Below are 13,614 nucleotides of genomic sequence, written 5' to 3'. Positions count from 1 at the left end.
ATTTTTTAATTTTAAGAATAACTAAAAGTTTCTAATAAAAATATTAAAACAATATTGTAGTAATATTATGTAAGTATTTTAATTAACATTAGGTAAATTAATTTTTTAAAAACAAATTTATAAGCTTAAGTAATTTTCCACATTTTGTGGAAAAAAATAACTATATTACATAGTAATATAGTTAAACTTGTATAAATATCTTATATATAATGGTTAAATTTTTTATCTAATAAAAAAACATAAGAATTAAATATTTATATTTAATTCTTTTCTTTTAGGTAATTTAACTTTAATCGTATTTTTGTGTTATTTTCTAGATCTTTTGATAGAATTGTTCCAGCAGCAATAAAACAATTTTTCCCAATCACTATTGGACTAATTAAAGTTGTTGATGCTCCTATCATTGTGTTATCCCCAATAATTGCTTTATATCTTTTGTTAAAGTCTGTATTTGCAATAGTTACTCCACAACCAAGTGAAACAGAATTTCCTAGTGTAGCATCCCCAATGTAATTTCTATGTGATACTTTTGAGTTTTTCCCAATTTCAGACCTAACTATTTCACAATGTGGTCCTACAATAGAATTTTTTCTTAAAATTGTATTTTCTCTTATAATTGTAAATGGCCCAATAAAACAATTATCTTCTATAACCACATTATTTGAAATTAATGATGAGTTTTGTATTGTCACATTTTCCCCAATCCTACAATTTTTTTCTATTATTACACCGGGATATATATTTGAGTTGTCAGATACAATTGACGTTTTGTCCACAAAAAAGTGTTTTTTGTTGTATTTTTTATTTTTTTCCATAATATAAAATTGATTTTCCACATTTTCAACATTTTTAATAATATATAATATATAAATAGAATATAAATAATAAAACTTAAAATAATAAATAACTAATTAATTTGTGTGGAAAAATGAAACTAACAGTTAGTAGAAATTCTTTAATAGAGGCCTTAAAATTTTCAAATAATGTAATAAACAGCGGAACAATTAATTCCACAAATGTTATTCTTAATTGTGTCTTTTTAAAAGCTAGTGAAAAAAAGTTAGAAATAATATCTTCTAACGGAATAGTTTCGGCAAAATACACTATTGATAAAAATATAGACATAGAAAACCCAGGTAATGTTTTAGTAAAATCAAAACTTTTTTTTGGTGTTATTTCAAAAATAAAAGATGAAAATATAGAATTAAATGAAATAGATTCAACTTTACAAATAAAAATTAAAAATTATGTTTCAAACATAAATACAATTGATTTTCATAGTTACCCTGATCAAAATTTTGAATCAAACAATAAATGAAAAGAAATAAAAATATCAAATCAAATTTTATCCAAGTCAATAAAAAAAGTTTCCCATTCTGCTTTACAACAAATAGAAAGAGTAAACAAATTAAATGGAATTTATTTTGACAAAGAAACAGAAAAAAATGTTTTGAGAGTTGTAGCAACAGATTCTTTCAAGTTATCATTATTTAAATCTAATTTCCCAGGAGAAGAATTTAAATTTTTGATAAACACAAATGTTTTAAATTTAATAATTTCTTTTTTAAAAAACAATGAAGACATTAAATTCAAAATAAAAGAAAAAAACGTTTTGATTGAAACCAATGATTTTGTTTTATCATGTAATATGATTGATTCAGAATATCCTAAAATTGATTCTATAATTAACTGTAATCAAGAAACTACTATAGAAATTGATAGATTGTCTTTGATAGAAGCTTTGGATAGAGTTATATCTTTTTCTATCTCAGATAAATCTTCAATTTGTAACATAAAAATATCTGATAAAAGTTTTTTAGTTTCATATAAAAGCATGGAGTTAGGATCTTCTGAAGAAGAAATTGATTTAATTGATTTTGAAGGTAAGCAAGTAGAGTTTGCTGTAAATGCAAGTTTTTTAATAGAACATTTAAAAGCTTTCAGTAATAAAAATGTTTGTTTTAAAATAGAAAAAGATTTAAAACCATTTATTTTGCTGGACAAAGATGAAAAAGAATTTATTCAAGTACTAGTGCCGATGAGAAGTTTGTAAAATGACATTATATGATTTATTGGAATTACCCATAAATGCTACTGATAAAGATATAAAAATAGCTTATAAAAGAATTGCAAAGAAACATCATCCTGATATAGCAGGTGGTGATCAAGATAAATTTGTAAGAATTAATAATGCTTATTCAATTTTATCTGATCCAGTTCAAAAAAGAAAGTATGATACAATGCTTAATACAAGTTCTCAAAAAACTTTTGAGATTTTTGCAAAAGGAGCTGCAAACCCTGACACTTATTATAGCGAAAGCGATCTTTGACATAAACTTTTTATGGAAAATAATAACCTTACAAAAGAATGAAATTTTGGTTCAGTAGAAAACTTTGATGAAAACTATAACAACAACTTTTGATATCCTGGACAAAGTAATTATATGGATCATGTTAATTTTCCACGAATGTATGTTTCAGAAGCAACTGATTCAAAATTTTATGAGTCAGATTCATCAAAAAAAATGGAATCTTTTTTAGATTTTGAAATTTCTTTACTTTTTTATTGCATTTCTAAAAATTTACAAATAGATCATGTACTTTTTAACCAATTGCTGTTTAGAGAAGTTTTTTTACAATCAAACTTGCCGCCAGATCAATTAATAGATTTTTATAAGTCAAAATACAATTATGATAATTGATTAGAACTTAAAAAAAATATGGATATAAAATTAGTTCTAGAAGCTACAGAAAGAGAATCTAAAACAGGAATGGAAATTAAAGTTCCTTTAAACATAAAATGCATAAATCAAAACAATTATCAACAAGTTTGACACATAAAACAAAAAAACTATATTTTAAATATACCACCCAAAGCAAAAAATGGGGAAATAATGGAATTTTTTAATAAAGGACATAATGCACTAGGATGGCAAGGGGATTTAATTGTTGTAATTAAGATAGTGCCAACTGTTGTTGAGAGAATAACAATTCTAGACAACAAAGAATCAGAAAATTTATCAGAATTATGATTTTAACATCTAAGTAATAATATGAAAAACTAAAAAATTACCAATTTTAGTTAGCTTAAAATCATGTACAATACTTGGTTTTTATCTAGGTTTTAATATTATAATTTTAAGTGGTAACAATTCGTGCAAATTTATTTGTTTGAAGGTCATTTTGAATATCTTGGAAAAATTAAAACCAATAGTAATAAAAATTAAAACAAGTTACATTGAATTAGGTAAATTTTTGAAGTTTGCTAACATTATTTCAACAGGTGGTTGCTCAAAATCATATCTTCAAATTCATGATGTGTTTGTTAACAATTCATTGGAAAAAAGAAGAGGCAAAAAATTGTACAATGGCGATGAAATCATTGTAGGCAATAAGGTGTACTTATTAGTTAATTAAAAAAGGTTATTATTTGTGAAAAACACGAAGGAAATAGAAAATTACAGTTCTGATAGTATAAAAATTTTAGAAGGATTAGAAGCTGTTAGAAAACGCCCTGGAATGTACATTGGATCTACAGGGGAAAAAGGATTACACCACATGATATGAGAAATTGTGGATAATTCTATAGATGAAGCAATGTCAGGTTTTGCTGATACAGTAAAGGTATCATTATTAAATGAGACAACTGTTAGAGTTGAAGATAACGGTAGAGGCATTCCTACTGATATTCATTCCAAAACAAATAAATCAACTGTTGAAACAGTTCTAACTGTTTTACATGCTGGTGGAAAATTTGATAATAATTCATATAAAGTATCAGGTGGGTTACATGGAGTAGGTGCTTCAGTTGTAAACGCATTAAGTTCTAAGTTAAGAATTTGAGTTAATTGCAAAGGCAAAACTCATTTTATGGAATTTAAAGATGGAGGAATACCAGTTGAACCTTTGAAGGTTTTAAATGAAAATATAGGTGAAAGCAAAACTGGGACTATTATTGAATTTGAACCTGATTATTCAATAATGGAAAAATGTGAATTTAGTCAGTCAACAATTGTATCTAGATTGCAGCAATTGGCATTTTTAAATAAAAATATAAAAATTATTTTTGAAGACAAAAGAAAAAATCATGAATTTACCCAAGAATGGCATTATGAAGGTGGAATTAAACAATATATTGAACATTTAAATGCAGAAAAAGAACCATTGATTAATGCTATTATTTATGGAGAAAAATTAGATAAAGTTGCATCTACTAATGGATCAGATGTGTATTCAGTTTCTGTAGAAGTTGCTTTCCAATACAACAAAACTTACAATAATTCTATTTTTAGTTTTTGCAACAACATTAACACAACAGAGGGCGGGACCCATGAAGAAGGATTCAAATTTGCAGTTACAAAAATAATCAATAAATTTGCTTTAGAAAAAAAATATTTAAAAGATAATAGCGAAAAAATATCAAAGGAAGATGTTAGCGAGGGTTTAACTGCTGTTATATCTATTAAACATCCTAATCCACAATATGAAGGACAAACAAAGAGAAAGTTAGGAAACACAGAAGTTCGTCCACTGACATCTCAAATTGTTTCTGAAATATTTGAACGATTTATGTTAGAAAATCCTAATGAAGCTAATTTAATTATTAAAAAATCTATTTTAGCTATGGATGCTAGAAGAAAATCACAAGAAGCAAGAGATATGATGCGACGCAAATCACCATTTGATTCGGGATCATTGCCTGGAAAATTATCTGATTGCTCTTCACGTGATTCTTCAATTTCTGAAATGTTTTTGGTAGAAGGAGACTCCGCTGGTGGATCCGCAAAATCAGGACGCAATAGACATTTTCAAGCAATTTTGCCCCTAAGAGGTAAAATTTTAAATGTTGAAAAAGCAAAATTAGAAAAGATTTTTGAAAACGCTGAAATTTCTGCAATGGTCACAGCTATAGGTGCAGGTGTTAATCCAGAATTTGATTTATCAAAAATTAGATACAATAAAATTATTATTATGACTGATGCAGATGTTGATGGCGCTCATATTCGTATTTTATTATTAACCTTTTTCTTTAGATATATGTTGCCATTAATTGAAAATAATCACATATATATTGCACAACCGCCATTATATCGAGTTTCATTTTCTAGACAAAATATTTATATGTATAGTGATAATGAATTGGAAAAATGAAAGACTGAAAACCCAAATCAAAAATTTGAGTTGCAAAGATATAAAGGGTTGGGTGAAATGGATGCTGATCAACTTTGAGAAACAACTATGGACCCTGAAAAAAGAATTTTATTAAAAGTTAGTGTTGAAGATGCTGCAATTGCAGATAAATCATTTTCATTACTAATGGGAGAAGATGTTTTGCCACGTAAAGAATTTATTGAAAAAAATGCAAAGAATGTAAAAAGTATTGATATTTAATTATTAGGAATATTATAAGTATTTATGAAACCAAACAATACAGATGATCAAATAAAAAAATCATTAGAAAAATCTATCGTTAAAGATGTTTCAATTTCAACTGAACTTGAAAATTCTTTTATGGAATATGCAATGTCTGTTATTGTTGCAAGGGCATTGCCAGATGTCCGTGATGGATTAAAACCTGTTCATAGAAGAATTCTTTATGGTGCACATACTGGTGGAATGCATCATGACAAACCATTTAAAAAATCAGCAAGAATAGTTGGAGAAATCATGGGTAAATACCACCCACATGGTGATTCAGCAATTTATGAAACAATGGTAAGAATGGCTCAAGATTTTTCACTTCGTTACATGTTAATAGATGGTCATGGTAATTTTGGTTCATTGGATGGAGATTCTCCTGCAGCAATGCGTTATACAGAAGCTAGATTATCAAAAATTGCTACAGAAATGTTGCGCTATATTGATAAAAATACTGTTGATTTTGTTGATAATTATGATGCAACTGAAACAGAACCAAAAGTATTACCCTCTTTATTTCCAAATTTATTAGCTAATGGCGCTTCAGGAATTGCTGTTGGTATGGCAACAAATATTCCGCCTCATAATCTTTCTGAATTAATTGATGGAATTAAATTATATATATCTAATCCTAATGTTTCAGTTTCTGAATTAATGACAGTTATTAAAGGACCAGATTTTCCAACAAAAGGTGAAATTTTAGGAGAAAGTGGAATAATTGAATATTTTAATACTGGACGTGGGTCAGTTACAATTAGATCTAAAACTCAAATAGAAGAATTAAATAATGGTAAATTTGCAATTATTGTTACTGAAATACCATATATGGTAAATAAAGCTAGTTTAATTGAAAAAATTGCCAATCTTGTTAAATTAGAACAAGTAGAAGGAATTTCTGATTTACGTGATGAATCATCACGAGAGGGAATTCGAATTGTTATTGAAACGAAAAAAAATATTGTTCCTGAGGTTTTATTAAATCAACTATATAAAACAACTCAACTTCAAACTAATTTTAGCGTTAACATGTTGTCCCTTGTAAATGGGGAACCAAAATTAATTAATTTACCAACAGCAATAAAACTTTATTTAGATCATCAAATTGAAGTGTTAACAAGAAAAACAGAATTTGATCTTAAAAAAGCAAAGGAAAGAGCGCATATTCTTGAAGGCTTAGTTATTGCAACAAAAAATATTGATGCAATTATAAATATAATTAAAAAAGCAAATGATAATGATGAAGCTATGAATATTTTAATGAAAACATATTCATTAAGTGAGATACAAGCAAAAGCAATTTTAGAAATGCGTCTCCGAAGTTTAAGCGGATTAGAGAGACAAAAACTTGAAAATGAATTAAGTGAACTTAAAGTTCAAATTAAAGAATATGAAAACATTTTAAAAAATAATGATCTTAAACTTCAAATTATTTCAAATCAATTAGAAGACATAAAAAAACGTTTTGGTGATGAAAGAAGAACAGAAATTGTTTATGGTGCAATTTCATCTATTGATGATGAAGATTTAATTCCAATAGAAAATATTGTTATTACTATGTCTAACAAAGGATATTTAAAAAGAATATCAATTGATACTTATAAATCACAGCACCGCGGTGGTGTAGGAATAAAAGGGATGAATACACACGAGGACGACGACGTAAGTAAATTAATTGTTTGTTCAACTCATTCTGATCTTTTGTTTTTTACAAATAAAGGCAAAGTTTATCGTATTAGAGCGCACCAAATTCCACCAGGTTCAAGGCAATCTAAAGGTATTCCTGCTATTAATGTAATTGATTTAGATAAAGATGAAAAAATTTGCTCAATGCTTTCTGTTTCAAATTATGATAAAGGTTATTTCTTTTATTGCACTCTTAATGGATTAGTAAAAAAAACTACAACTGAAATTTTTAAAAAGATTAATCGTAATGGAAAAATAGCAATTTCTTTAAAAGATAATGACACTTTGTTTGATGTTATTGTTGTAAATGAAAATGAAGAAATTTATATAGGTGTATCTAATGGACATCTAGTAAGATTTAATGAGTCTACTGTAAGGCCAATGGGGCGTACTGCAGCTGGTGTTATTGGTGTAAGATTAAAAAATAATAATGATTCAGTTATTGGTTTATCATCATCAAAAGATGGAATGTTTGTTTTATCAGTTGGGCAAAACGGAATAGGAAAATTAACAGATCGTAATTTATATAGATTAACAAACCGCGGTTCTAAAGGAGTAATAATGCTTAAAATTACTGAGAAAACAGGCAAAGCGGTTGTGTCGAAATTAGTAAATGGCGACGAAGATATTTTAATGATATCTTCTACAGGGAATATTGTCCGTACCTCTTTAACAGAAGTTGGTGAAAAGGGTAGAGCAACTTCAGGAGTTAAATTAATTAATTTATCTGAAAAAGAAAAATTGCAATCATTAGCAATATTTAAACCTGAAGTCTTAATTGAGCAATAAAGGTTGAAAAATGTGAACATCAAAGGTATCTGAAAATAGTGTTTTAATATTAATTCCTGCTTATAATGAGGAAAAAAATATTAAATTATCAGTTACTAAATTAATTGAGCAGTGTAAATATGACTATTTAATTATTGATGATGGATCAATAGATAAAACTTTTGATGTTTGTTTAAAAAATGGTTATCATGTAATTAGGCATAATCAAAATAAAGGGTTGTCCCAAGCTATAAGAACAGGAATGAATTATGCTTGAGAACGAGGATACAAATATGTTGCTCAATATGATGCTGATGGACAACACAATGCAAATGATCTTGTTAAGATGGTAGAATATATTAAAAAACATAAATTGGATATTCTTTGTGGAAATAGATTTGATAAAAACAAAATATATGGACACAAAAACCCATTTAAAGAAGTTGTAAGAAAAATTTTTGTTTATTTTTTTTGAAAAAAAACCAAAATACAAATTAATGACCCGACAAATGGATTAAGAATTTTTGGCAAAAATTTTATCAATCAATATTATGCATTTTCTAAGTATGAGGTTGAGCCTGCTACAATTGCTTATTCAGTGGGAAACAAAAAATTAAAAATTGATGAATTTCAAGTGACAGTTAACAAGAGAAAATATGGAAAATCAAAATTTAGTAATTTTTTTAAAATAATTAAATATGTTGTTAAGCAATTTGTTATTTATGCAGTTGCATCAAAAAGATGAAAGTATTAGCGGATAAAACATTATGATTAGCAAAACATTATTAAAAAATAATAGTAAAGAATTACATAAAAAATTATCAGATCGTGGGTTCCCATTAGAAAAATTATTTGAATATCTTAAATTAGAAAAACAAGCTAATACACTTTTACGTTCTTTAGAAAAATTAAATGCAAATCGTAATCTTGTTGCTAAAGAAATTAGTTTATTTAAAAAATCAGCCGATGAGAAAAAAGCTGAAGAAGCTCAAATGAAAGGTACATTGATTAAATCAGAAATTGAAACTATACAAGAGAAATATAATGAAATAAATAAACAATGTGAAAATATTCTTTTAACTATTCCCAACTTGGCAGATGATAGTGTCCCGGTTGGTCCAGATGAAAAATCAAATTTAAGACTTTGAAAACAAGGAACAATTCCTTCTTTTAGTTTTAAACCATTATCACATTGGGAAATTGCTAGTAACTTAGGTTTAGCTGATTTTGAGAGAGCAGCAAAAATAACAGGAAGTAGATTTGTAGTTTATAAAGGTCTAGGGGCTAAATTAATTCGAGCTTTACAGACTTTTACTCTTGATCAACATACAAAGAAGTATCAAGAAATTTTGCCACCAATTATAATAAATGAAAAATCTTTTTATAGTTCAGGTCAATTTCCTAAATTTCGAGATGATGTTTTTAAAATTGAAAATACTGGTTATTATTTGTCATCTACTGCTGAAGTTCAATTAGTAAATTATTTTAGAGATGAAATAATTGATGAAAAAAATTTACCTAAATATTTTGTAGCATCAATTACTAATTATCGCTCAGAAGCAGGAAGCGCTGGTCGGGACACTAAGGGTGTAATTAGACAACATCAATTTTATAAAACAGAACTTGTAAAAATTTGTAAACCAGAAGACTCTAAAAATGAGCATGAAAAATTAACCCAAGATGCTGAAAATATTTTAAATCTTTTAAAATTACCTTTCCAAAGGATAGTTTTATCTACTGGAGATATGGGTTTTAGTGCTTTAAAAACTTATGACATTGAAGTTTGATTGCCATCTTATAATAATTATAAAGAAATTTCTTCTTGTTCTAATTGTGGAGATTTTCAAGCTCGACGAGCAATGATTAGATATCGTGACAAAATAACTAAACAAAATCATTATGTTCATACATTAAATGGAAGTGGCGTAGCAATTGATCGTTTATGAGCTGCAATTCTTGAAAATTATCAACAAGCCGATGGAACAGTTTTAGTACCAAAAGCATTAATTCCTTATATGGGTGTAGAAGTTATTAAATAATGAAAGATCAAAAAGGATTATTTATTAGTTTTGAAGGAACTGATGGTTCTGGGAAAACAACAGTTATTCAAATTATTGAAAAAAAAATAAAAGAAGAATTTTCTAGTATAAATTTAATGGTTATTAGAGAACCAGGTGGCACAGAAATCAGCGAAAAAATTCGTAAATTATTGTTGTTGCAAGATAATAAAATGGAACCAATAACAGAAGTTTTTTTATTTGCAGCTTCTAGGGCTGAATTATTTTCAAAAAATTCTAGTGCTATTCAGCATTTAAATAAAAATAATTTATTATTAACTGATAGATTTGTAGATTCTTCAATAGTTTATCAGAATGCCAAAAATATTGATAAACAAATAATCATAGATATTAATAAATATGCAATTAATGGGCTATGCCCGGACATTACTTTTTTTCTATTATTATCTCCAGAGATGGCTATTAAAAGAATGAATTCAAAACAAAAAAATAGACTAGATGATGTTGAAGTTAATTTTCAAAATAAAATTTATGAATTATATAAACAACGAATTGATGAAATTAACTCAAATAAACAAACTAAGCAAAAAGCAATTTCAATTGATGCTTCTCAACCAATTGCCCAAGTTACAAATACTATTTGATTTGAGTTGAAAAAAATAATTGAAAATCATTATAAATAATATGGAATTAAATTTTATTAAATTATGTTCTTCAATATTAGTTGTTGAAAAACAGGGATGTTATTTAGAGCCATTTGTTAATAATTATTTAAAATTAATTGTTTGTTCAAATAACAAGAATAATTATTTTTGCAATAACTGCATTAATTGTTTAAAAATTAATAATGAAAATTATTATGATTTAATTGTTATTAATGGTTTAGTTGAAACAATTTCTAAAGAAAAAATTTTAAGTTTACAAAATCAATTTATGTACCCAGGGTTAGAAAAGGGAAACAAAAAAATTTATATTATTAAACAAATAGAAAAAAGCACTAAGGAAGCTGCAAATTCCTTATTAAAGTTTTTAGAAAGCCCCCCTTTAAACACATATGCTATTTTGACAACAAGAAATGAAAATTTAGTATTAGCAACTATTAAAAGTCGTTGTCAAAAATATTTTTTATCAAAAAATAAAAATTTTGATTGAAATGATTTTTCAAAAAAATATCAAATTTCTACTAAGGATTTAAAAAAATTATTTCAAACTTACTGAAGCATTGATGATTTAATTTTATCAGTTAAAAATAAAGATTATTTAAACATGTTAAAATTAATTGATAGTTTATTAAAAAAACCAAAAGATATTAAAGATCTTAAATTTTTACAAGATTCTTTTAAACAATTGTCTTACAATAAAATAGAGTTAATTTTAAATTATTTATTGTCTAGATTAAGTGCAAATAATCATGAAGAAATTTTTAAATTACTCAGTGTATTGCATCTTAATCCAATTAAAAATGCTATTTTTTGAGAAATAATAAAGCTTGTTGAGGATAGTAATGAATAAGTTGATTGTAGCTTTAGCAACACCTTATGCAACAGGAGCAATTCATATTGTCCGAGTATCAGGATTTAATGTTTATAATAAACTAAATAAAATATGTGCAAAAACCATCACAAGAAAAGGTTATTCAATACAACGCAATCAAATAATTGATCAAAAAACTAAAAAAATTATTGATGATGTTTTATTAATGAAATTTGTCTCTCCTAAAAGTTATACAGGAGAAGATTTAATTGAAATAAATTGTCATGGTAGTGTTGATGTTGCTAAAGAAATAATTAATCAAATTATTATGTATTGTGATGCTGAATTAGCAGAACCTGGAGAATTTACTAAACGAGCATTTCTTAACAAAAAAATGGATTTAAATCAAGCTGCTTCAGTTGATTTATTTATAAAAACAAAAAATAAATATGTGCGTGATTCAATTGTGAATTCTTTGTTAGGAAAATCATCATTTGAACTAGAAAAGATACAACAAAAAATATTTAATCTAATTGGTAATTTCGAAATTGGCATTGATTATCCCGAATATGAAGAAGGAATTGTTCAATTTGATATTGTTAAAAATCAAATAAAATCGATGATTAAAAAATTAAAAAAAATAGAAACAAATTCTTCAAAAATTTTAGAGATTAATAATGGAATTAAAATTGCTTTGGTTGGTAAACCTAATGTTGGGAAATCTTCTTTGCTTAATTCATTTTTAAATAAAAACAAAGCAATTGTATCATCTATTGCAGGAACAACAAGAGACGTTATAGAAGCTAATGTACAATTAGATAACTTTGATGTTACTTTTTTAGATACAGCAGGAATAAGAAACCATTATTCTTATTTAGAAAAGGAGGGCATTAAAAGAACATATGCAACAATAGATAGTGCAGATTTAATTATTTTGGTTTGCTCAGCAACTGAAGGTGTGACAAAAGACGAAGAAAATATTCTCAAATATTTAAATAACAATAAGAAAGGGTATATTATTTGTTTCAATAAAAAGGATTTAATTAATTCAAAGACAAAAATTCAATTATTAAGCAAGCAAGGTTTATTAATTAGTGCAAAAGAGAAAAATATTGATAATTTAGTTAAACAGATTCAAAAATATTTAGAAGCAAACTTATTTAATGAATTAAATGTTTCTCTTCTAAGCTCAAATTGACAAATAAATTATTTAATCAAAACTATTGAATCTTTAATGTTATTTCAAGGATCATTGGATAAAACGCCATATTTAGATGTTTTGGTTGAACATTTGAAGGCAGCTAATGAATTTCTTTTAAAAATTTTAGGAAAATTAACAGATTATAATTTAATGGATGAAATTTTTAAAAACTTTTGTTTAGGTAAATAATGGCAATATATGATTCGCATGCTCATCCTAATTTAGAGCCTTTAACTCATAAATTATCTGAAATAATTAATGATTCAGAATCAAATAACATTTATTTTAATGTAGTTGGTGTTGACATTGAATCTTCTAAGTTGGCTATTAAAATAGCAAACAAACATTTTCAATGAGCTAAAGCATGTGTAGCTATTCATCCAAATGATGTTCAAAAATTTGATTTTAATGATTCTAAAAAAATTTTATTTCATATTTGTGAACAAAACCTAAATGTAATAGCTGCTATAGGAGAGTGTGGGTTAGACTTTTATTATTCAGATAAATATAAAGATCTTCAATATAAATTTTTACTAATGCATTTAGAATTAGCAAACAAATTTAAATTGCCATTAATGTTGCATGTTAGAAATGCTTATGATGAAATAATTGAATTTCTTAAAAAATATTCTCCAAAAGTGCCTATCATTATTCACTGTTTTAGTGGGAATAAAAAAGATGCTAAAAAATTATTAGAATTAAAACAGTTTTTGAATATTTATTTTTCCATACCAGGAATAGTAACATTTAAAAATGCTGCTGATTTACAGGATGCAGTTAAAGAAATCCCACTAGAATTAATGATAGTAGAAACTGATAGCCCATGATTGGCCCCAATGCCTTATCGTGGCAAAGAAAATAAACCATTATATGTTAAATATACAATTGAAAAAATTGCCGAATTAAAAAAACTTGATTTTGTTGAAGTTGCTGATAAAACTTTTGTTAATTCAATAAATTTATTTAGAAAAAGATAAGTCAATTTTTGCAACAATATATTTTCTAATTTTGTTTATTACATAGCACCATAAATTTAATGTAAAGTAACTTTCA

The 13,614-nt window shown here is 26.1% G+C and carries 12 protein-coding genes; 11 read left to right on the top strand and 1 reads right to left on the bottom strand.

All coding sequences use genetic code 4. The features are described 5' to 3' along the window. Positions 1–260 precede the first annotated feature (260 nt). Positions 261–815 carry a DapH/DapD/GlmU-related protein gene (locus T383_RS0102145; RefSeq protein WP_052664017.1) on the bottom strand — a complete coding sequence of 185 codons (555 nt, stop codon included), beginning with the start codon at positions 813–815 and terminating at the stop codon, positions 261–263. A gap of 113 nt (positions 816–928) precedes the next feature. On the opposite strand from T383_RS0102145, the gene dnaN reads away from it, so the two are divergent. The 11 genes from dnaN to T383_RS0102090 all read left to right on the top strand — a co-directional run bounded on the left by dnaN (position 929) and on the right by T383_RS0102090 (position 13,538). After that, the gene (gene dnaN, locus T383_RS0102140; protein ID WP_033160039.1) at positions 929–2,053 is read left to right on the top strand and encodes a DNA polymerase III subunit beta; all 1,125 of its coding nucleotides are present in this window, start codon (positions 929–931) and stop codon (positions 2,051–2,053) included. A 1-nt stretch (position 2,054) separates the two neighbouring features. Next, positions 2,055–3,038 (top strand): J domain-containing protein, encoded by a 984-nt coding sequence (locus T383_RS0102135; RefSeq protein WP_033160038.1) that lies wholly within the window; start codon positions 2,055–2,057, stop codon positions 3,036–3,038. 154 nt (positions 3,039–3,192) lie between these two features. Beyond that, positions 3,193–3,417 (top strand): RNA-binding S4 domain-containing protein, encoded by a 225-nt coding sequence (locus T383_RS0102130; RefSeq protein ID WP_245595171.1) that lies wholly within the window; start codon positions 3,193–3,195, stop codon positions 3,415–3,417. A 15-nt stretch (positions 3,418–3,432) separates the two neighbouring features. After that, positions 3,433–5,391, top strand: a complete 1,959-nt coding sequence (gene gyrB / locus T383_RS0102125) for a DNA topoisomerase (ATP-hydrolyzing) subunit B (RefSeq protein WP_033160037.1) — start codon at positions 3,433–3,435, stop codon at positions 5,389–5,391. A 24-nt stretch (positions 5,392–5,415) separates the two neighbouring features. Next, a complete protein-coding gene (gene gyrA / locus T383_RS0102120; protein WP_033160036.1) occupies positions 5,416–7,890 on the top strand; it encodes a DNA topoisomerase (ATP-hydrolyzing) subunit A in 2,475 nt (824 codons plus the stop codon). A gap of 10 nt (positions 7,891–7,900) precedes the next feature. Beyond that, entirely contained in the window at positions 7,901–8,623 is a 723-nt protein-coding gene (locus T383_RS0102115; protein ID WP_033160035.1) for a glycosyltransferase family 2 protein, read from the top strand. Positions 8,624–8,636: 13 nt separating this feature from the next. Further along, positions 8,637–9,908 carry a serine--tRNA ligase gene (serS, locus tag T383_RS0102110; RefSeq protein WP_033160034.1) on the top strand — a complete coding sequence of 424 codons (1,272 nt, stop codon included), beginning with the start codon at positions 8,637–8,639 and terminating at the stop codon, positions 9,906–9,908. Next, complete coding sequence (gene tmk, locus T383_RS0102105) at positions 9,908–10,570, top strand: dTMP kinase (RefSeq protein WP_033160033.1); 663 nt, start codon at positions 9,908–9,910, stop codon at positions 10,568–10,570. Before serS ends, tmk begins: the two co-directional genes overlap by 1 nt. Then, positions 10,551–11,399 (top strand): DNA polymerase III subunit delta', encoded by an 849-nt coding sequence (locus T383_RS0102100; RefSeq protein ID WP_052664016.1) that lies wholly within the window; start codon positions 10,551–10,553, stop codon positions 11,397–11,399. Before tmk ends, T383_RS0102100 begins: the two co-directional genes overlap by 20 nt. Further along, positions 11,392–12,750, top strand: coding sequence for a tRNA uridine-5-carboxymethylaminomethyl(34) synthesis GTPase MnmE (gene mnmE, locus T383_RS0102095; protein WP_052664015.1), 1,359 nt, complete (start codon positions 11,392–11,394; stop codon positions 12,748–12,750). Before T383_RS0102100 ends, mnmE begins: the two co-directional genes overlap by 8 nt. Then, positions 12,750–13,538: a TatD family hydrolase gene (locus T383_RS0102090; protein WP_033160031.1), complete on the top strand. Its 789-nt coding sequence runs from the start codon at positions 12,750–12,752 to the stop codon at positions 13,536–13,538. Before mnmE ends, T383_RS0102090 begins: the two co-directional genes overlap by 1 nt. Positions 13,539–13,614 lie beyond the last annotated feature (76 nt).

Origin of the sequence: Mycoplasmoides alvi ATCC 29626 (genome assembly GCF_000701785.1) — a bacterium.
In the GTDB taxonomy this organism is placed as follows: domain Bacteria; phylum Bacillota_I; class Bacilli_A; order Mycoplasmatales; family Mycoplasmoidaceae; genus Mycoplasmoides; species Mycoplasmoides alvi.
The sequence above is the reverse complement of the archived record's forward strand: the minus strand, read 5'-3'. Positions and strand labels throughout refer to the sequence as shown.